Annotated in this window: 15 protein-coding genes; 7 read left to right on the top strand and 8 right to left on the bottom strand. The window is 75.6% G+C overall.

Features of this window, described 5'->3' with window-relative positions:
* Window positions 1–51 precede the first annotated feature (51 nt).
* From ACIPXM_RS15660 to ACIPXM_RS15635, 6 genes are all read left to right on the top strand, one after another.
* On the top strand, window positions 52–2070 hold the full coding sequence (locus ACIPXM_RS15660; protein WP_401655447.1) for a WxL protein peptidoglycan domain-containing protein: 2019 nt from the start codon (window positions 52–54) through the stop codon (window positions 2068–2070).
* Between the two features lie 35 nt (window positions 2071–2105).
* Window positions 2106–3035 (top strand): hypothetical protein, encoded by a 930-nt coding sequence (locus ACIPXM_RS15655; protein WP_401655446.1) that lies wholly within the window; start codon window positions 2106–2108, stop codon window positions 3033–3035.
* A gap of 20 nt (window positions 3036–3055) precedes the next feature.
* Window positions 3056–4354 (top strand): Ig-like domain repeat protein, encoded by a 1299-nt coding sequence (locus ACIPXM_RS15650; protein ID WP_401655445.1) that lies wholly within the window; start codon window positions 3056–3058, stop codon window positions 4352–4354.
* Entirely contained in the window at window positions 4351–5310 is a 960-nt protein-coding gene (locus ACIPXM_RS15645; protein ID WP_401655443.1) for a sortase, read from the top strand. Before ACIPXM_RS15650 ends, ACIPXM_RS15645 begins: the two co-directional genes overlap by 4 nt.
* 181 nt (window positions 5311–5491) lie before the next feature.
* Complete coding sequence (locus tag ACIPXM_RS15640; RefSeq protein ID WP_401655557.1) at window positions 5492–6271, top strand: phosphate ABC transporter ATP-binding protein; 780 nt, start codon at window positions 5492–5494, stop codon at window positions 6269–6271.
* Window positions 6272–6487: 216 nt separating this feature from the next.
* Window positions 6488–7219, top strand: a complete 732-nt coding sequence (locus ACIPXM_RS15635) for an anti-sigma factor family protein (RefSeq protein WP_401655442.1) — start codon at window positions 6488–6490, stop codon at window positions 7217–7219.
* Window positions 7220–7333: 114 nt separating this feature from the next.
* On the opposite strand, the gene ACIPXM_RS15630 is transcribed toward ACIPXM_RS15635, so the two are convergent.
* From ACIPXM_RS15630 to ACIPXM_RS15620, 3 genes are all read right to left on the bottom strand, one after another.
* Window positions 7334–7984: a hypothetical protein gene (locus ACIPXM_RS15630; RefSeq protein ID WP_401655441.1), complete on the bottom strand. Its 651-nt coding sequence runs from the start codon at window positions 7982–7984 to the stop codon at window positions 7334–7336.
* A gap of 100 nt (window positions 7985–8084) precedes the next feature.
* Window positions 8085–8672, bottom strand: coding sequence for a type VII secretion system-associated protein (locus tag ACIPXM_RS15625; protein WP_401655440.1), 588 nt, complete (start codon window positions 8670–8672; stop codon window positions 8085–8087).
* Window positions 8669–9919 carry an AAA family ATPase gene (locus ACIPXM_RS15620; protein WP_401655439.1) on the bottom strand — a complete coding sequence of 417 codons (1251 nt, stop codon included), beginning with the start codon at window positions 9917–9919 and terminating at the stop codon, window positions 8669–8671. The genes ACIPXM_RS15625 and ACIPXM_RS15620 overlap by 4 nt, the downstream gene beginning before the upstream one ends.
* Before the next feature lie 280 nt (window positions 9920–10199).
* Between ACIPXM_RS15620 and ACIPXM_RS15615 the strand changes: the two genes are divergently transcribed.
* Entirely contained in the window at window positions 10200–13070 is a 2871-nt protein-coding gene (locus ACIPXM_RS15615; protein ID WP_401655438.1) for a BTAD domain-containing putative transcriptional regulator, read from the top strand.
* Between the two features lie 18 nt (window positions 13071–13088).
* Here the strand turns inward: ACIPXM_RS15615 and ACIPXM_RS15610 are convergent, their stop codons facing one another.
* The 5 genes from ACIPXM_RS15610 to ACIPXM_RS15590 form a co-directional block, all read right to left on the bottom strand.
* On the bottom strand, window positions 13089–13673 hold the full coding sequence (locus ACIPXM_RS15610; RefSeq protein WP_401655437.1) for a sigma-70 family RNA polymerase sigma factor: 585 nt from the start codon (window positions 13671–13673) through the stop codon (window positions 13089–13091).
* A gap of 247 nt (window positions 13674–13920) precedes the next feature.
* Window positions 13921–15243, bottom strand: a complete 1323-nt coding sequence (locus tag ACIPXM_RS15605; protein ID WP_401655436.1) for a S8 family serine peptidase — start codon at window positions 15241–15243, stop codon at window positions 13921–13923.
* On the bottom strand, window positions 15240–18701 hold the full coding sequence (locus ACIPXM_RS15600) for a right-handed parallel beta-helix repeat-containing protein (RefSeq protein WP_401655435.1): 3462 nt from the start codon (window positions 18699–18701) through the stop codon (window positions 15240–15242). Before ACIPXM_RS15600 ends, ACIPXM_RS15605 begins: the two co-directional genes overlap by 4 nt.
* A 119-nt stretch (window positions 18702–18820) precedes the next feature.
* Window positions 18821–20191 (bottom strand): hypothetical protein, encoded by a 1371-nt coding sequence (locus ACIPXM_RS15595; RefSeq protein ID WP_401655434.1) that lies wholly within the window; start codon window positions 20189–20191, stop codon window positions 18821–18823.
* Window positions 20192–20326: 135 nt separating this feature from the next.
* Window positions 20327–20758 (bottom strand): hypothetical protein, encoded by a 432-nt coding sequence (locus tag ACIPXM_RS15590; RefSeq protein ID WP_401655433.1) that lies wholly within the window; start codon window positions 20756–20758, stop codon window positions 20327–20329.
* Between the last annotated feature and the right edge of the window lie 33 nt (window positions 20759–20791).

Genomic DNA, 20791 nt, shown 5'->3' with positions numbered 1-20791 from the left:
GCCCCGGCCCGATCGACAGGACATCCCCGCGCCCGAACGGACGACCCCGACATGATCCCCACCTCGGCCCGCAGGCTCGCGGCGACGCTGACCGCCTGCCTCCTCGCCGCCCTCCCCGCCACGGCCGCCTCCGCCGCGACGCCGGTCACCGGCCCGTTCGCCGCACCGGCCGCCCCCGTGGCGCTGCCGGGCGACGGGGCGGCGAAGGGCGACGGACGGTCCACCTTCGGTGTCCAGCCCTCGGCCGCGAAGAAGGCCGACACCCGGCCGCACTTCTCCTACGGCGCCACCCCCGGCGCCGCCGTCTCCGACCACATCGCCGTCCTCAACTACGGCACCGAGCCGCTGACCCTGCGGGTGTACGCGCAGGACGCGTTCACCACCCCCGACGGCGGCTTCGACCTGCGCGCAGGCAAGGAGAAGGCCAAGGACCTCGGCTCCTGGGTGACGCTCGGCAAGAGCCAGGTCACCGTGCCCGCCCGGGGCCAGGCCATCGTGCCGTTCACCCTCCGGATCCCCGCCACGGCCACCCCCGGCGACCACACCGGCGGCATCGTCGCCTCGCTCGCCGCCCTGCGCGCCGACAAGAAGGGCAACAAGGTCGCCGTCGACCAGCGCGTCGGCGCCCGCGTCTACGTCCGGGTCTCCGGCGAACTCACCGCGCGGCTCGCCGTGGAGAACCTGCACACCGCCTACCACGGCACCGCCAACCCCTTCGGCACCGGCGCCGCCACCGTCTCGTACACCGTCCGCAACACCGGCAATGTGCGCCTGGCGGCCCGTCAGGCGGTCGAGGTCCGGGACCCGTTCGGCGGCACCGGCGACGTCGCCCCGGTCGAGGACCTGGCCGAACTGCTGCCCGGCGACGCGCTCACCGTCACCACCACGGCCACCGGTGTGCTGCCCGGCTTCCGCGACACCGCCACGGTCACCGTCGACCCCCGGCCGGTGCGCGGCGACATCAAGCACCGGGTGCTGCCCCGGGTCACCCGCACCGAGACCTTCACGGCGATGCCGTGGGCCGCGCTGACCCTGCTGCTCGTGCTCGCCGCCGCGACCGCCGTGCTGCTGGTACGGCGCCGCCGCCGGGCCCGCGCCGGGGCCGCACTCCGCCCGGTCGGCTCCGGGCGCGGCCGCCAGGCCGTCGCGCTCGCCGCCGTCCTGTTCGTCGCGGGCACCCTCGTCCAGGGCACCGTCGCCGACGCCCGCGCCGCCGACGGCGGCAAGCTCGGCGTCGTCCCGGCCCGGGGCACCGACACCCAGCCGATCACCCTGACCACCGGCGGCGGCTGCCCCGACGGCACCTCGAACGTCATCGCCCGGGTCACCGGCGCCGGGTTCCCGCGCGAGGGCCAGATCGTCGTCGGCAACGCCCCGCTCGCCACGTACCCGAAGCTGCTCGGCGGCTCGCTCGCCGTCCCGCTGATCTCCACCATGCGGGACTACGCCACCACCGCCGGGTTCACCGCCCTGCACGGCACCTACACCTTCACGGTCAGCTGCCTCAGGGGCGCCTTCCAGTCCACCGTGCTGCGGGAGTTCACCGGCACCCTGAACTTCACCGCGAAGAGCGCCTACACCGACGGCACCACGGTCAAGCTGCCGACCGTCCCGAGCGCGGCCGCCCCGAACGCGGGCGCCTCGGCGGCCGGGTCCGCCGGTGCGTCGGCCTCCGGCGGCTCCGGTACGTCCTCCGGTACGGCCGACTCCGGTACGGGCGGCTCCGCCGCCCCCGCCCCCGGCACCAGCGACGCGCCGGGCGCCCCGGCGGCGAACGCACCCCAGGCTCCCGGGACTTCGGCCGCCGCGGACTCCGACGCCGCGCTCACCGCCTGGTCGGCCGTCGGCTTCGCGGTCTGCCTGATCGCGCTGCTCAGCGGCGGACTGCTGTGGCTGCGCGGCCGCCGGGAGCGGGCCACCGAGCCCGGGACCACCGAGTCCGAGACCACGGAGTCCGAGACCGAGCCGGAGTCCGAGACCGAGCCGGAGTCCGAGACCGAGCCGGAGACCGAGACCGAGCCGGAGACCGAAGGCGCCGAGCCCGCCGCCGTGTCGACCACCACGTCCTGAACCACCTGCCCACCGTCCCCAAGGGAGACCACACCGTGTCCTTCACCCCGCCCCGCCGGGCCTCTGTCCGCGTCGGCACCTTCGTCGCCGCGTGCGGCACCGCCGGACTGCTCGCCACCGCCGCCACCCTCGCCCTGGCGCCGACCGCGCAGGCGGCCGACCCGACCGCGATGGAGGTCGCCCCGGCCACCGGCACCGACGGCAGCGGCATCACGCTGACCACCCCGGGCGCCTGCCCGGCCGCGGCCACCAACCTGCTCGTCACGGTGAAGGGCACCGGCTTCCCCGCCGAGGGCCAGAACGTCGTCAGCAACTCGCCGCTCGCCACGTACGCCGCCACCCCGGCCGGCGGCCTGATCGTGCCGCTGACCCAGACCATGCGCGACTACGCGAACACGGCCGGGTTCAGCACCCTGACGGGCCGCTACGACTTCACCCTGACCTGCCGCACCGCGTTCAACGGCACCAGCCTCGGCGACTTCACCGCCGCGATCTGGTTCACCAGCAACACCGCCTACCGCAACACCGACCCGGCCGCGCCCACCGGCACCCCGTCGAACTCGGCCACGCCGACCGGGACCGCGACGCCGACCGGGACCGCCACGCCCACCGGCACGGCCACGCCGACCGGTACGGCCACGCCCACCGAGACGGCGTCGCCGTCCGACTCGGCCACCCCCACGGACAGCGCGTCGCCGACCGACACCGCCTCGCCCAGCGACAGCGCCTCTCCGTCCGCCACCTCCTCCGCGAGCACCGGCGGCGACGGCTCGCAGGACGTCTCCACCCACGTCAGCGGCGGCGCCGGTGGCGGCTCGGGCAGCGGCGGCACCCTCGCCAAGACCGGTGCCGAGGCCGGTGCCCTCGGCGTGCTCTCCGGCGGCCTGGTGCTCGCCGGTGCCGTCATGGTGCGCCGCGCCCGCCGCCGCGAGGACTTCCCGGCCTCCGACCTGCCGAACGCCTGACCCGGAAAAGGACCCAGACCATGAACGCCCTGGCAGTACGCCGCCCGCTCGCGGCCTCCCTCGTGACCGCGCTCGCCGCCGGTGCCTTCGTGCTCGGCACCGACGCGGCCCGCGCCGAGTCCCTCGGTGCCCTGGAGGTCACCCCGGGCAACGGCACCGACGCCACCGGCATCGCGCTGACCACCGCCGCCCCCTGCCCCGAGCCCGCGACGAACCTCATCGTCTCGGTCAAGGGCACCGGCTTCCCCGCCGAGGGCCAGATCGTGGTGAGCAACTCGCCGATCGCCACCTACGCCGCCAGCCAGACCGGCGGCATCGTCGTCCCGCTGACCCAGACCATGCGGGACTACGCCAGCACCGCGGGCTTCACCACCCTGACCGGCCGCTACGACTTCACCCTGACCTGCCGCCCCGCCTTCGGGTCGGCCACCTACGGCGACTTCTCGGCGCCGATCTGGTTCACCTCCGACACCACGTACCAGAGCACCGCGCCGGTCACCCGGACCAGCACCACCCTCGCGGTCGCCCCGGCGGCCCCGGTCGTCGAGGGCACCGCCGTCAAGCTGACCGCCACCGTCGCCCCGGCCACCGCCGCGGGCACCGTGCGGTTCCTCGACGGCGCCACCCCGATCGGCGCCCCGGTGCCGGTCACCGGCGGCACCGCGACCCTCACCACCAGCGCGCTGACCGCGGCCACCCACGGGCTGAAGGCCGAGTTCGTCCCGGCCGACCCGGCGGCCGTCACCGGCTCCGCCTCGGCCGCGCTGTCCTACACCGTCAAGATCAAGGCCCCGGTCGTCACCGCCGCCGCCAAGGTCACCGGCACCACCAAGGTCGGCTCCGCCGTCACCTGCGCCGTCGGCTTCAACGGCGCGAGCACCGTCGGCTACAGCTGGCTGCGCGACGGCGCCGTCATCGCGGGCGTCACCGGCCGCACCAAGGCGCTCATCCCGGCCGACCACGCGCACAAGATCGCCTGCCGCGCCCAGGGCACCAACACCACCGGCAGCGCCGTCTCCACCAGCCCCGCCGCCGTCATCGGCCTCGGCCCGGCCGTGAAGAACACCGTCCGGCCGACCATCTCCGGCGCCCACCGCACCGGCCGCGCCGAGACCGCCCGCCCCGGTACCTGGACGCCCGCCGCCACCACGTACACGTACGTGTGGAGCCGGGACGGCCGGGCCATCCGCGGCGCCACCCGCGCCGCCTACACGCCCACCACGGCGGACCGCGGCCACAAGCTCACCGTGACCGTCACCGCCCGCCGCGCCGGGTACGCCAACGGCACCGCCACCAGCGGCTGGGTGAGAGTCGGATGACGACGGCTCCCCCCGCCGCCCAGGTCTGGGCCCCGCCCGCCGACGCTCCGTCGGCCGGCGGGCCCGGCCCCGGGCCCACCGGGCCCCGCCGCCCCAAGGGCCCCACCGCGGGCCCCGGTCTGCGGGTGGCCGGTGCGGCCATCAGCATCCTCGCCGCCGTGCTGCTCGGCTTCGTGATCGACGCGGGCGTCGTCAGCGACCTGCGGCACGCCCGCGACCGGCAGGTCGACTACGCGGCCTTCCGCTCCGACCTCGCCAACGGCACCGCCCCGATCGGCCGTTCGGCGGCCGGCGGCCGGGCCGCCGGACTCGGCGAACCGGTGGCGATCCTGGAGATCCCCGCCCTCCGGCTGCGCGAGGTCATCCGCGAGGGCACCTCCGCCGAGGAGCTCGCCCGCGGCGCCGGACACCGGCGCGACACCCCGCTGCCCGGCCAGGCCGGTACCAGCGTCCTGATGGGCCGCCAGGCCACCTTCGGCGGACCGTTCCGCCACCTCGGCGAACTGTCCACCGGCGACACCGTGCGGCTCATCACCGGCCAGGGCACCCACGTCTACAAGGTCGTCGCACCGCGCCGCGCGGGCGACCCGCAGCCGCCCGCGCTCGCCCAGGGCAAGGGCCGGGTCACCCTGGTCACCGCCGACGGCACCCCGTTCATGCCCGACGGCATCCTGCGGGTCGACGCCGAACTGACCAGCGAGGTGCAGCCGGGCCCGCCGCCCGGACTCCCGGCCGGCGCCCTGCCCGAGGACGAGAAGCCGATGGCGGGCCGGGCCGACGCCTGGCTGCCGCTGGTGCTCTGGGGCCAGGCCCTGGTGCTCGCCGCCGCCGCGCTCGCCTGGGCGCACGCCCGCTGGGGCCGCCGCCACACCTGGGTCGTCGGCGTCCCGCTGCTCGGCGCGCTCGGCCTCGCCGTCGCCGACCAGACGCTGCTGCTCCTGCCCAACCTGCTGTGAGAGCCCGTACCGCCCCGAAGCGCGTACGGCCGACAGAAGCCCGAACGAAGGACATGCCGTGACCGACCAGACCCTCGCCCCGGGGACCGCAGCCCCGGAGACCACCGCTCCGGAGCCCGCCGCCCCGGAGACCACGCTCCCGCTGCCCGCGGCGACGGCGCCCGCCGCCGTCACCGCCACCGTGAACGGGGCGACGCTGGAGGCCCGCGGCATCTCGGCCTGGTTCGGCGACCACAAGGTGCTCGACCGGGTCTCGCTGACCATGGGAGCCGGTCTCGTCACCGCCCTCATCGGCCCGTCCGGCTGCGGCAAGTCCACCTTCCTGCGGATCCTCAACCGGATGCACGAGCTGGTGCCCTCCGCCACCCTCGCCGGTGAGGTGCTCGTCGACGGCCAGGACATCTACGCGGCGGGCCAGCGGCTCACCGCCGCCCGCCGCACCATCGGCATGGTGTTCCAGAAGCCCAACCCGTTCCCGGCGATGTCCATCTACGACAACGTCACGGCCGGGCTCAAGCTCACCGGCACCCGGGTCGGTGGCGACGCCAAGGACGCCCTGGTGGAGGAGTGCCTCACCAAGGCCGGCCTGTGGAAGGAGGTCAGGGACCGGCTGCGGCAGCCCGGCGGCGCCCTGTCCGGCGGCCAGCAGCAGCGCCTGTGCATCGCCCGCTCGCTCGCGGTGCGGCCCAAGGTGCTCCTGATGGACGAGCCCTGCTCGGCCCTCGACCCCACCTCCACCCGCCGCATCGAGGAGACGATCAGGGAACTCGCCCTGGAGGTCACCATCGTGATCGTCACCCACAACATGCAGCAGGCCGCCCGCGTTTCCGACCGGTGCGCCTTCTTCCTCGCCGAGCAGGGCACCCCCGGCGGCATCGTCGAACACGGCCCGACCGACGCGATGTTCGGCGCCCCGCAGGACGAGCGGACCGCCGACTACGTCAACGGCCGCTTCGGATAACCGCGTTCGACCGGCCGGCCGTCACCGCGCGATGTGACGTACGTCACCTGAACCTTCGGGGCCCGGCAGCCGTGTGGGCCCCGACGAACGACGGACATCCACACGGAGCTGGTGCGTATGGCCGCACTACGCCCTCCGGGCACTCCGCGAGGCTCCAGGACACGGGCGGCCGCCGGACGGAACCGGCCGGCCCGCCGGAATGCGGGAGGTGGTCGCGTGAACGGGCGGCGGCACGACGAGGAGGTCCCACTCGGCCCCTACGTCCTCGGCGTCCTCGACGAGGCCGAGGCCGCCCGGGTGGCGGCCCACACGGCCGGGTGCGAGACATGCCGGGAGGAGGTGGCCGCAATGCGCGAGATGGAACGGGCGCTCGGCGAGGTGCCGCCCGCGGCGTTCCTCGAAGGACCGCCGCAGGGTGGTGACCTGCTGCTCCAGCGCACCCTGCGGCAGGTGCGGGCCGAACGCGCCGGGCAGGTCCGCCGTCGCGGCGCCCTGATCGGTCTCGCGGCCGCCGTCGCGCTCGCCGGAGTGTTCTGGGCGGGCACGGTCACCGGCGGCGCGCCACCGGTCGCCCTCCCGGACCCGTCGCCGACCGTCACCGGCGCCCCCGTGCCCACCTCGCCGCCGGGCACCCGGGTGGCCTCGGCCGCCGATCCCGGCAGCGGGGCCCGGATGACGGTCCGGGTCACCCCGGCCGCCGCCTGGGTGCGGGTGCACGCCGCCGTGACCGGACTGCCACCGGGGGAACGCTGCCTGCTCGTCGTGGTGGGCAAGGACGGCCGCCGGACCACGGCGGGCAGCTGGGTGGTCGGCAGGGGCGAACCCGCGGGCCCCGGCAAGGGGGTGGCCCTGGACGGCTCGGCGGCCGTCGACCCGGCGGACGTGGCCGCCGTGGTGGTCGAGAGCGAGACGGGCGAGCGGTTCGTGGACGTGCCCCTGCCCGGGTGACCGCGGCGGGGAAGCGCCGGTCGCCCCCGATGAGGGGCGACCGGCGGCACCTGGTTCACCGTCTCCGCCAAGGGCAAGCTGGTCAAGTGGCCGCCGGGCGGCGGCCGGTGGGCCTCAGGAGGCCGACCAGGTCGCCCCGCCGCTCGACGTGGTGCCGCCGCCCGACGACGTACCGCCCGAGGACGTACCACCGGACGACGTACCGCCCGACGTGCCGCCGCGCCAGTCCTCGCTCTGCCGGGGGACGTGCCAGTTGGTGCCGCTCGAACCGCCGGTCGAGGGCGTGCCGTACGAGGACGAGGTCGCCCCGCCGTAGCTGGTGGGGGCCGCCGCGCCCGAGCTCCGGCCCGAGGTGCCGTGCGCGCCGGACTCCGTGGTCCAGCGGGACGGCGCGTCCCAGGACCGCTCCGCCTCCCGCTGCTCCGCCACCGGCTCGCCGGTGCGCTCCAGGCGCAGCACCAGATTGCGCTCCCTGCGGTCGCGCGGCTGGTCGACGTCCTTGCTGCGCACCGTCTGTGTGCGGATCCCGCCGACCTCGCTCCAACGGCTGGTCACCGCGCGGACGTTGGGCCGCCAGCGGCCCTCGAACTCGTGCTCCAGATCCAGGTCCCAGCTGGGCGCGTCCACGAACGCGACGGCACCCACGGTGCCCGGGATGACGGTCCGGGCGCCGCCCGGGCCGCGTACGGTCACCACCGCCCGCTGGGGGTAGTCCGCGTCGACGCCGATCACCGTGATGCGGCAGGGGCCTTCGTACCAGGCCATGGTTCTCCTTCGGGGAAACGGTCGAAGAACGGGTCCGGGCGGCCGGGGAGACCACCCGGACCCGTGGATCCGGCGGACGGCAGGGGAGGCCGCCCCGGGATCAGCGGGCCGGCGGACGGGACTCGTCCCGCTCGGCCAGGGCGTGTCGCAGATCGTCCGGATCCAGTCGCATCGCCACCGCGCCACCGGGGTTCAGGAGCACCTGATGTCCCTCGGGGAGCAGGGCGACGAGTCGGGCGGGGGAGAGCACCCCGTACGGGGGCTCGCCGGAGGCGGTCAGCTGCGCGTCCGAACTGAACGCGAGCACCACCGGAGGTTCACCGGGGGACCGGACCACGCCCACGGCGCCGCCCGGGTCGAGGGCCACCGCGAGCCGCCCGGCCGCGACGACCGCCCGGTGCACGTCCTCGGGCGGCCCGTAGCCGGTCGCCGCCAACTGCACGGCCGCGTCGACCGGTTCGGCCGGGACCGGCCAGCCGAGCGACAGCGGCGACGGCCGGTGCACCGGGTTCTCCCGGAAGTCGGTTACGGTGCCGTCGGCCGCGGTCAGCCACTCGCCGAGCAGCGCCCACTCCGGCGGCACGCCCTCGCCGCGCCAGGCGGGGTCGGCGACCGCCACCCAGGAGCCGGGCAGCGCGTGCGCCACCGCGTCCCGCACGAAACCGGGCACCACCAGGTCGTCGCTCATGCGCCGAACCCCTCCGCCACCAGGGCCGCCAGTTCGTAGTAGGCGGCGGTCGTCCGGGGGCGGAGCAGCGCCATGTCGACCTCGCCGCCGTGCGCCAGGTGCTCGTCGAACGGCACCGCGACGACACCACGGCAGCGCTGCTTGAAGTGGGCCACCACGTCGTCGACCCGGACCAGCCGGGAACCGTTGGACCGCACCCCGGAGACCACGGTCACGGCCCGCCGGACCTGCTCGTCGTAGCCGTGCGCGGCCAGCCAGTCGAGCGTGATGCTGGCGCTGGTGGCGCCGTCGACGCTGGGCGTGGCCACCACGACCAGCTGGTCGGCGAGGTCGAGCACCCCGCGCATGGTGGAGTGCAGCAGACCGGTGCCGGAGTCGGTGAGCACGATCGGGTACTGGCCGCCGAGCAGCTCCATCACCCGGCGGTAGTCCTCGTCGTCGAAGGTCCGCGAGACCCCCGGGTCGGAGTCGTTCGCGAGGACTTCGAGTCCGCTCGGCGCCTGCGAGGTGAAGGCCCGGATGTCCATGTAGGTGCGCAGCCCCGGCAGCGCGGTGACCAGGTCCCGGATGGTCGCCGGGGTCTGGCGGCTGACCCGGCGGCCCAGGGTGCCCGAGTCGGGGTTGGCGTCCACCGCGATCACCCGGTCGGCGCGCTCGCTCGCGAGCACCGAGCCGAGGGCGACGGTCGTGGTGGTCTTGCTGACCCCGCCCTTCAGGCTGATCACGGCGATCCGGTGGCTGCGGCCGAGCGGGGTACGGATGGTGTCGCCGTGCGACGCCCCCGCCCGGCCCTTCCGGCCGAGGCCGCCGAGCAGCCGCCGGGGCGCGCGGCGGATCAGCCGCTCCGCGCTCAGCTCGGTGTCGGCGGACTGGCCGAGCCGCGCGGGGGCGGCCGGGGTGGGTACGGGGACGGGCGCCGCCGGGGCCATGGGCGCCGGTGCGACCGGGTGCGCCGGGGCGTGCGCGACGGGCGGGACGGGGGCGGCCGGTGCGGAGGGGGCGGGTGGTGCGGCCGGGACGGCCGCCACCAGCGGCTCCGGGGCCACCGCCGCCAGCGGCTCGGCCACCGGGGACGCCGGGATGACCGGCGCCGCCGGCTCCAGGGCGAGGCTCAGATCCAGCGCGCGCAGCACCGGCGGACGCTCCGGGTCGGGCCAGAGCTCGGGCGCGTAGTCGGGAGCCGAGGCCCAGTGCGCGGGATCGGCCGGGTCGATCCTGTCCACACCGGTGGTTCCCGTGGTCGTCACCGTGCCGCATCCCTTCGTCCGAACCTTTTGCCGTCGTCCCCCGTACTGCCTACCAAGGGCGGAGGACGTCTCAGTCGGTCGAACGGATCGGAAGCCGCGGATGGTTCAGACGGTTTACCAGGCACCCGCGGCCGGGCTGCCCGGGACACGGGAGCACGGCCCGGCCGGGCCGCGCGACCGGGCGCGGGCGACGGACGCGGCGAACGGTACGATGTGTCCCGATGTCGTGGCTGTGTCAAAGGCCGCCGCGACCGGACCGGGCAGAGAGGAGAGCGGGCGCGTGACCGGCCCACTCATCCGGGTGCTCGGACCCGTGGAACTCCGCGACGCCGACGACCGGCCGCTGCCGGTCGCCGGGAGCAAGCGGAAGGCCGCCCTGGCCCTGCTCGCGCTCTCGGTCAACCGCACCGTGCCGGTCGGCCGGTTCCTCGACGCGCTCTGGGAGGGCGACCCGCCGCCGCAGGCCAAGGCCGCGCTCCAGGGCCACATCGCCGCGCTGCGCAAGACCCTCGCGGGCTCCGCGCTCCGCGTGGAGACCAGACCCGGCGGCTACGCCCTGGTCGGCGACCCGCACGCGGTCGACTGCCACCGCTTCACCGACCTGTCCGAGGGCGAGCCCGGCTTCGAGCGGCTCGCCGACGCGCTGCGCCTGTGGCGCGGGCCCGCGCTCGACGGACTGCCCGCCACCGAGGAGCTGGGCACCCTCGCCAACCGGCTCGACCAGTCCGGTCTGTCCGTCCTGGAGGCATGGGCCGCCGCCGGGCTTCGCGAGGGCCGGGCCGCCGCCGTCGTCCCGCACCTGGAGACGGCGCTCGCCGAGTACCCGCTGCGCGAGCCGCTCGCCGCACTCCTGGTCCGCGCCCTCGGCCGGTGCGGCCGCCGCGCCGACGCGCTGGTGGTCTACCGGCGCACCGCCCGGCTGCTCACCGACCAGCTCGGCATGGACCCGGGGCCCACCCTCACCGAGGCCGTCCGCACGGTCCAGGAGGAGCCCGCCGAGGACCCGGCGGCGCCGCTGCCGCCCGCGGCCCCCGCCGCGCCCGCGCCCCTCGCGTCCGTCGCGCCCGCCCCCGTACCGCCCGCCGGAACCCCGCAGCCCGTGGCCGAGGCCGCCGCCGCGCGTCCCTCTGACTACCTGGTGCCCCGGCTGCTGCCGCGCCCGCTCGGCTCCGGCTTCGTCGACCGGCCCGACGAGACCGGCTGGCTGGACCGCTTCGCCGACGGCGCCACCCGGGTCGCGATCGTCGCCGGGGCCGCGGGCAGCGGCAAGACCACCCTGGTGGTGCGCTGGGCCAACGGCCTCGCCGACCGCTTCCCCGACGGACAGCTCTACGGCGATCTGCGCGGCTTCAACGCGGCGGGCCCCACCGACCCCGGCGAGGTGCTGCACGGCTTCCTGCGCGCGATGGGCGTGCGCGAGACCGAGATCCCGGAACGCACCGAGGCCCGCTCCCGGCTGTTCCGCGAGCGCAGCCGGGGCCGCCGGCTGCTCGTCGTCGTCGACAACGCGCTGTCCGGCGCCGACGTCGAACTGCTCCTGCCGGACGGCGCCGAGGCCCGCGCCGTGGTGTGCAGCCGCCATGTCCTCGACGAACTGATCGTGCGCGAGGGCGCCGAGTTCCTGCCGGTCGGCCCGTTCACCACCGAGGCCGCCCGGGCCCTGGTGCTGCGCCGGGTCGGCGCGGAGCGCGCCGCCGAGGACCCGGCGGCCGTCGACCGGCTGATCGACCTGTGCGGCCGGCTGCCGCTGGCGCTGTCCATCGCGCTCGCCCGGCTCGCCACCCGGCCCGGCTGGTCGGTCGCCGACATCGTCGACGACCTGGAGGACGAGAGCGACCGGCTGAGCGGCCTCGGCACCCCCGGCGACATCGGCGTCACCCGCGAACTCACCCTCAGCCGCCGCCAGCTGCCGCCCGAGGCGGCCCGGCTGCTGCCGCTGCTCACGCTCCACCCCGGCTCCGGCGGCCTGGACGCGCTCGCCGCCGCCGCGCTGCTCGACGTGCCGCTGCGCGACGGGCGGCTCGCGCTCGGCGCGCTCGCCGCGCTGCACCTGGTGACCGAGGCGGGTCCCGGCCGCTACCAGATCCACGACCTGGTCCGGCTGTTCGCCCAGCAACTGCTGCACGAGGAGGTCGCCGTCGCCGACCGGGCCGCCGCCGTACGGCGGCTCAGCGACTACTTCCTCGCCGCGACCGCCGCCGCCAACGTCCTGGTCTCCGGCCGGGACAGCGGACTGCACCGGCCCGTCGCCGACCCGCCGGGCCTGCCCCGGCACCGCGACATCCGGGACGCGCTGCGCTGGCTCGGCCACGAGGGCGAGGCCATCCGGGCGCTCACCCGCCGGTGCGCCGAGAGCGGCGAGCACGACCGGGCCTGGCGCCTCGCCGACAACGTCACCGGCCTGTTCTTCGCCTCTGGCGACTACGGCAGCTGGCAGGAGTGCGCCCTGACCGGGCTGCGCGCCGCCGGGCACTCCGCCGACCCCGCCGCGCTGCCCCGGATGAAGTGCTCGCTCGGCTTCGTCAACAAGGAGATGAGCCGGCTGCGTGAGGCCGCCGACCTGCTCAGCGAGGCCGCCGAGGCGGTGCCGGGCCACGACGACCCGATGCACCGGGTACGGGCCCTGGTGCCACTCGCCGGGGTGTACCGCGACCTCGGCGAGGTCGAACGCAGCCTGGAGTGCGCGCACACCGCGCTCACCGCCGCCCGCGAGGCCGGCGACACCTGGTCGGAGGCGTATGTGCTGCACGCCGTCTGCCTGGGCGAACTCGGCAGCGGCCGCCCCGAGGTGAGCCTCGCCCACGCCGACCGGGCCATCGCGCTGCTCGCCGACCATCCGGCCGGGCACGCCAAGATGGCCGTGATGGCCTGCGCCGCGCTCTCGCTCGGCGCGCTCGGCCGGTTCGCCGAGGCAGAGGAGCGCTGGCAGACCCTCATCGGCCTGTCCGGACAGGGCGGCAACGACCATGTCCGCTCGCTCGTCGAGACCTGGTACGCGGACCTGCTGGCCCGGCTCGGCCGCCACGACGAGGCCGCGGTACGGCTGCGCACGGCGATCGAGCTCTACCGGCGCCGCGAGGACGGCATCACGGTGGCGACGCTCACCGCCCGCCTCGACGCCCTCACCCGCGCCGCCGCCGCTCAGGGGTAGCCCCCCCGGGGCCCCGGCTTACGCCGGGGCGAGCCCGCGCCGCTCCAGGAGCGGCCGGAAGGCCCGTACGGCATAGAAGTTGCGGGACTTCACGGTGCCCGGCGGGATGCCCAGGAGCGCCGCGGTCTCGGCGGCCGAGCGGTCGTTCATGTGCAGCTCGACGAGGACCTCGCGCTGGTGCGGCGGCAGCTTGTCGAGCGCCTTGCGCACATCGTGCGCGAGCAGCACCTCGTCGTACGGGTCCTGACCGGTCGTCCGGTCCTCCGGGGCCTCGTCGCCGACCTCCTTGACCCGGGCCGCCTGCATCCGGAAGTGGTCGATGGCGATCCGGCGGGCCACCGTGAACAGCCACGGACGGCCGTGCTCGGGGCCCCGGGTGAGCGCCTGCGGGTTCTGCCAGGCGCGCAGGAAGGTCTCCTGGAGGATGTCCTCCGCCCGCCCGCGGTCGCCGCTGGTCAGCCGGAGCAGCGCCCGCATCAGGTAGGGGGAGTGCAGCCGGTGGAGCTCGGCCAGGGTGTCCCGGTCCATGGTGGGCCTGACCGGTGTGCCGTTCCCGGCCGCGGCCACGCCACCCGTACCCGCACTCGACGGCTCCTTCGACATCGGCGCCTTCCCTCCCGATCGGCCACCGCGGCACTTCCCCTGCCGGGCGGTCCCCTCCGTGCGACACATCGTTGTCGGCCGACGTGTCGTGCTTGACGAGAGTAAGAATGGCGGTCCCGTCCAACGCCCCGCCAACGAACCGCCAACTTTCTTTACAGTTAGCGGCCAACGGGCCGTTGGTACCTCCCCAACGCCGCTCTGACCTGCGATTTCACCGATCAGCAGAGGTGACTTGCGTTCTTTTCGTTCACGCCTGATGACGTCCGGGAGCCCACTTCCTGCGTCGTCCGGCGGGCAGCACGAACCCCGCGGCGGCCACCGCGGCCGTGCCGGCCACCGCTCCGGCGACCACCGGCCAGGCCCCGTCGAGTGCCGAAGGACCCGGCCGCGGCGGCATCGCGGCGGGCGGCACGGCGGGGCGCGCCGGCGCCGCCGCCCCCGCCCGCTCCTCCGGAAGGACCGCCGTCACCGCCGCCACCGGGTCCACCGTGCCCCAGCCCATCAGCGGGTCCGGCAGCCGCGATCCCGGCCGCGACGCCGTGGCCCGCAGCCGGTGCGCCAGCTGGGCGCCCGTCAGCTCCGGCCGGTAGCCGCTGACCAGCGCCGCGCTGCCTGCCACGAACGCGGCGGCGTAACTCGGCCCGGACGCCGTGAAGTAGCCCTTCCCGCCCGGCCCGGTGCCCATCACCGACGTGCCGGGCGCCACCAGGTCCACCCGGGCGGACGGCGCGCCGCCGTCGGCCGAGCCGCCCGCCGGCAGTCCGGCCGGTCCGGTGGCCGCCACCGACACCACCTCGGGATAGGCGGCCGGATAGGCCGTCACCCCCTTCGTCTGCGCGTCCGGGGCCACCGGGGCCACCAGGACCGCGCCCTTGCCCGTCGCGTACCGGACCGCGTTCCGCAGGGCGCCGCTGCCCTCACCGGCCACCGCCACCACGGCGATCACCCGGGCGCCCCGGTCGGCGGCGATCCGGATGCCCTTGGCGAGCAGCTCCGCCGTGGTGTTCCCGGACCGGTCGGTCACCCCGACCGACAGCACCCGGGCGCGCGGCGCGATCCCCGCGAACCCGGCGCCCGGTGTCCTGGCCGCCGCGATCAGCCCGGCGGCGAAGGTGCCGTGACCCGAACAGTCCGCCTCCCGGCCCGCGTCGAACTGGCGCGGCGCGCGCTCCAGGCGTCCGCCGAGCACCCCGGCCGCGTCGTCGACGCCCGAGCCCACCACGGCCACCGTCACCCCGGCGCCCTCGGTCAGCGGCCACACCCGGTCGGGCCGCAGATACGCCTGCGGCCACGGAGTGCGGTCGGTGGTCCGGCCGTTGCCCTTGCGGCAGCCGTCCCGGGCCCCGGTCATCCGCTGGGAGAGCCCCGGGAAGGTGGTCGGCCCGCTGCCGCCGTCCCCCGCGACCGCGCCGGGCCCGGTCCCGAGCCCCGTACCGAGGCCGGAGCCGGATCCGGAGCCACCGCCCGTGCCGGGCACCGCGGCGCCCGCCACCGCGGGCCCCGAGAGCAGCGCCGCGCACACCACACCCGCCACCAGCGCCGTACGGGACACGGCGCGCCGCCCGCTCACGCCGCGCCGCCGATGACCCGGTCGACCGGAATGTCCTGCGGCAGCAGCAGACTGAGCTCGGCCAGGTCGTCCACGTCGAGCCGGCTGAGCCGCCCCGCCTGCCGGGTGATCATCGACTCCAGGGTCTGCCGCGCGAAACGGCCGTTGCCGAAGTTGCGGTCGCGCGGCACCGTCGCGAACAGCTCGCCGAGCGCCCCCAGGGTCTCCGGCGGGCACACATAGCCGTTCTTGTCCGCCTGCACCTCCACGATCCGCACCAGCTCCTCGTCCGTGTAATGCCCGAACGTCACCGAACGCGAGAACCGGGACGCCAGACCCGGGTTGGAGTCCAGGAAGCCGCGCATCTCGTCCGCGTAACCGGCCACGATCACCACCACCTCGTCGCGGTGGTCCTCCATCAGCTTCATCAGGGTGTCCACGGCCTCCTGGCCGAAGTCGTTGCCGCTGCCGCCGCGCGGGGTCAGCGTGTACGCCTCGTCGATGAACAGCACCCCGCCGCGGGCCCGCTCGAACGCCTCCTTCGTCAGCTGCGCCGTATGACCCACGTACCGGCCGACCAGGTCCGCGCGCGCCGTCTCGATCAGCTGACCGCCCGGCAGCACCCCCAGCTCGGCGAGCAGCTGCCCGTACAGCCGCGCCACCGTCGTCTTACCGGTACCGGGCGGCCCCGAGAACACCAGGTGGTGGCTGATCGTCGCGGTCGGCAGCCCGGCCTCCTTGCGCCGGTTCACCTGCTTGATCAGATTGACCAGGTCCTCGACCTGCTCCTTCGCCTCCGGCAGACCGATCATCGCCCGCAGCTCGTCGAGCAGCTCCGTCTTCTGGTCCTGACCGACGCCCGCCGCCGCGGCCGCCGCGGCGCCGCTCACGTCCTCCGGCCGCAGCAGCGCCAGATCGGCCGTCGCGATCTCCGGCAGCGTCGCGAGCCGCGACGCCTGCCGGTCCACCATCTCCTCGAACACCTTGCGCGCGGCCCGGCCGTTGCCGAAGTCCGCGCCCTTCGCGACCGACGCGAAGTGCGCCGTCAGCGCCTCCCGGGTGCCGTCCGCCAGCTCGTAGCCGTGCGCGGCGGCCGCCATCGACACGATGGTGGTCAGCTCGTCGTCCGCGTAGTTCTCGAACTCCACCGTGCGGCTGAACCGGGACGCCAGACCCGGGTTGGAGTCCAGGAAGCCGCGCATCTCCTCCGAGTAGCCCGCAACGATCACCACCACCTCGTCGCGGTGGTCCTCCATCAGCTTCACCAGGGTGTCGATGGCCTCCCGGCCGAAGTCGGGCCCGGTGCCCCCGGAACCCTGCGACAGGGTGTACGCCTCGTCGATGAACAGCACACCGCCGAGCGCCTTGTTGAACACCTCGGTCGTCTTGATCGCCGTACCACCGATGATCGACGCGACCAGATCGGCCCGCGCCACCTCCACCAGATGACCCGACGGCAGCACGTCCAGCTCCGCCAGGATCGAACCGTAGAGCCGCGCCACCGTCGTCTTGCCGGTGCCGGGCGGCCCCGCGAAGATCAGATGCCGGCTCATCGGCAGCGCGGGCATGCCCGCCAGCTCACGCCGCCGGGCCAGCTTGTTCAGATTGACCAGGGTGCCGACCTGCTCCTTCACCCCCTCAAGACCGACCAGCGACATCAGCACGTCCAGCGGACCCTGCTTGCGCGCCGCGGGCACCGGCTCGGCCGCCGACCTGCCCCGTTCGCCGCCCCGCTCCGCGTCCGTACCGTCCGCGGGCTCCGCCACGCCGTACGGCTCCCGCTCGCCCCCGCCGTCCGCCGCACCGGCCGCGGGGCCCTGGGCCGCACCGCCCTGCCCGTGCGCGTCCGGCATCTCGTTGCCCACGCTCACCAGGTTCTCCACCGCGATCCGGTCCGACGGCTTCAACTGCCGAAGACCCGAACCCCGGTTGTCCGACACCGTGCAGTCGTGCACCCGGACCGCCTCCGTGGAGTCGACCCGGATCCCGTCGCCGGTGTTCTCCACGGCCTCGCAGCGGGTCAGCGTCGCCCGCCCGCCCGCCGCGATCTGGAAGCCGTGCCGACGGCAGGCCCGGGCCCGGGTCCTGGTCGCCGACAGTTCCCCGCCGTCCTCCACCAGAACACCCTCGTACGGGGAGTCCGCCACGTCGCAGTCGCGCAGCTGCGCCACCCCGCCGCCGCCGACCGAGACACCGGCCGCGCCCGTGTCCCGTACCGTCGTGTTCCCCACATAGGTGTGGCCGCCGTCCGCGATCCGCACACCGGCCCCGCCGGTCGCGGAGATCTCCGAAGCCTCCACCCGGCCCCGGCCGTTGCGGATCACCTCGACGCCCGCGCCGCGCACATCGGCCACGTTCAGCCGCCGCAGCATCGGGTTCGCGCCCTCCACCACCCGCACCCCGGGGCCGGGCGTGTCCCGCACCTCCAGACGGTCGAAGTCCGGCGTGGCGTCGCCCGTGAGCAGCACGCCCGCCGCTTGCGCGTCCCGCACCGCGCACCGGTTGAAGGACGGGCCCGAGGACTCCTCGACCAGGATGCCGTGCCCCTCCGCCCCGCTGACCTCGCACTCCTCGAAGGTGCCGCGCGACCGGCCGGTCACATGGATGCCGTCGCCCTTGGTCCGCGAGGTGCGGCAGCGCCGCAGCACCGGATCGGTGCCCCCGGCGAGCGCGATGCCGTGCACCTTCGCACCGGTCACCGACACGTCCTCCAGGGTCACCCGGTCGCCCGAGCTGACGAACACCCCGAGCAGACTGTCCCGCACGGCCGTGCGCACCACCCGCGTGGTGCTGTTCTCCTCCAGGGCGATCGCCGGCTTGTCGGTGCCCGAGATCTCGCAGTCCTCGATCAGCCCACGGCCCTCGCCGTTGGCGCACACCCCGTTGCCGCGGGCGTCCCGCAGCACGCAGTTGCGCACCGTCGGGTTCGCCCGCTCCCCGATCACCAGCGCCGAGGTGCCGAGGTGTTCCACCACGCAGTCCTCGATCACGCTGGTGCCGGTGGACGTCTCCACGATCCCGGCACCGCCCGGATTGGTCACCCGGCAGCCCCGCATGGCCAGCGACCCCTGCTGACGGGTGAGCACCGCGGTCCACGCGTTGCCCACCACCTCGCAGTCCTGGAGCGCCGCCTGGCCCCGCGGCACGTCCACGGCCGGCAGCTCCTCGTCCTGGCCCTGCAGGACCAGTCCGGTGAGCTGCACGGCCTCGGCGACCACCTGGACCACCGCGCCCGCGCGCGGGCTGACGCGGACGCTGCCCCGCGCCTCCTCGGCCGTGATCGTCACCATCTTGGTGATGACCAGGTTCTCCTCGTACCGGCCGGGACGCACCGAGATGACCGCGCCACTGCGCGCGGCCGCCAGCGCCTCTCCGATGGTCCGGTACGAGTCCCGTGACCCGGACCGGCCGTCGCCGGCCCCGTAGTGGCCGTCGCCGTTCCGCGGATCGGCGCACACGGTCAGCACATGGCGCGACATGCCTGATGGTTCCCTTCGTTCGGGTCTTGCCGCCGCCGCGCCGGGTGACGCGGGACGGTACGAGGCGGTGCCAGGAGGTCCCGGTGGTGCCGGGTGGATCCGGACGGTGCCGGGGTGGGTCAGGAGGTGCAGCTCACCCGGACCGCCGACGCCGCGTGGTGCGCGTACGTCTTCGTGCCGGATCCGGACCAGTCCTTGCCCCGGTCGTTGAGCATCACCGACAGCGCGCCACCGGAGATCCGGTAACTGCCGCCGCCGACCCAACTGCCCAGCGCGGAACGCTGGTCGACCGAGAACGAGCCGAGCACCGACCCGCTCGCGGAGGCGGAGCCGCGCACCGTGTACAGCGACGGGTTGCCGCCCACCGCCTTGATGTCGCCGGAGTTCGGGATGAACACCGACACCTGGCAGGTGCCGGTGGTGACCGCCCCGGTCCGGAACGTCCACAGCACGTAGTTGCCGGAGTCCCGGGTGGCACTGCCCGACATCGGCATCGACTCGTAGCCGCCGCACGCGCCGCCCGAACCGTAGGAGAGCCAGCCCTCCTTGCCGTTCTTCCAGTAGCCGTTGCGGCTGTACCCGGTGCCGCTGCCGCCGCAACCGGACCCGGCGAGCGCCGCGTACGTCTTCTTCGGCGGCGCGGTGACGGGCGGCGCCGGCTTCACGGCCGGCTTGGCCGCGGGCTTCGCGGCGGGCTTCGCCGCGGTCTGCCGCTGCTGCTGCACGGGCTGCTGGCGCGGCTGGGTCCGCGGCTGCGTCCGGGTGTCGGTCTGCCGACCCGGCTGCTGGACCGGGGCCTGCTGCTGACCGGCCGGGGGCCGCGCCACGACCGTGGTGCCGTTCCGGGACGCGCCGGGCGACGGCGACGCGGCGGCCGCGCCGGGCACGACCGCCGCACCGGGCAGCGCCTGGTTCGCGGGCTGGTCGGCGCCGGGCACGAAGCCGTCGGGACCGTTCTCCGGCTGGTTGAACCCGGCGGGGCGGGGCGGCGTCGGGCCGGGGCCCGAACCGCCGCCGTTGCCCAACTGGGCCAGGAGCAGCGGAATGCCCATGAGCACCACGCCCGAGGTCGCCGCCGCGGCGATCATCGGCTTCGGGATGCGCCCGATCCGACGGCCGCGCGACGCCATGCCGGTCGCGGTCGCGGCGGCCGGTTCGGCCGCCTCGGCCAGCGCGGTGGCGTGTGCGTTCGCGGGCTCGGCCGGGGGCTGCTCCGCCGCCGGTTCCTCGGCCTCCTGACCGGTCACCGAAGGCTCGGTGGCCGTGGCCGTGGCCGCGTCCGGCGCGCCCGGCAGCCGCGGGGCGGCGCCCCGCACCTGCGCGGACGGCGCCGCGGGAACCTGCCCCGCGGCGCCCTCGGCGGCGGCACGCACGCCGTCGCCGTCACTTCCGTTGCTGTCGCTGCTGTTGTCGTCATTGCCGCCGGCAGCGGTGTCGCCGGGATCCGGCTCGGCCGTCTGCCAGGCGACCGTCGGCAGGGCGATCGGCACGGACGCCGTCCCCGCTCGCTCGGTTCGCTGTGTTGTTTCGTCCACCTTGTATATCCCCTCGGTGACTGCGGTATGCCCGCCGCACGTTCGAACGGACGGGCACGCACGCGGGGTTCACCGGCCGCCGGGGTCGTCTCAGCCGAGCACGTGGACCGGCTCGCCGGCCTGCGCCGGATCGAGCACGAAGGCCACGGCGCGCTCCACGGTCTCCTGGTCCACGGCGGCGTCCGCCTCGTCCGCCTCGTCCGCCGGACGGCTCAGGTGGGCGAGCAGCCCCGGCTCCGGGGCGACGCCGTACTCCGCCAGGTAGTAGGTGACCGTGTCGGTCCAGATCCACCGCCCGTCGGTGCGGAAGTTCATCGGGACCTCCGCCTTGCGCTCCGGGTTCAGCGAGTCGTCCATCAGCAGCGGCGTCACCAGGACCGGCGCGCCCGCCCGCAGCCGCCGCAGGAGCAGCGCCAGCGTGTCCGGGTCCGCGACGACCGGGTGGTCGTCGGCGAAGCCGGGACCGGTGACCGGGTCGACGTGGTCGAAGACGGCGGCGAGCTGGAACTCCGGAGCGTCCATGGCGGGTCCTGTCCATGCGGGGGCGAGCGGCGT

Origin of the sequence: Streptomyces sp. NPDC090025 (assembly GCF_044748125.1) — a bacterium.
Lineage (GTDB): Bacteria > Actinomycetota > Actinomycetes > Streptomycetales > Streptomycetaceae > Streptomyces.
The sequence above is the reverse complement of the archived record's forward strand: the minus strand, read 5'-3'. Positions and strand labels throughout refer to the sequence as shown.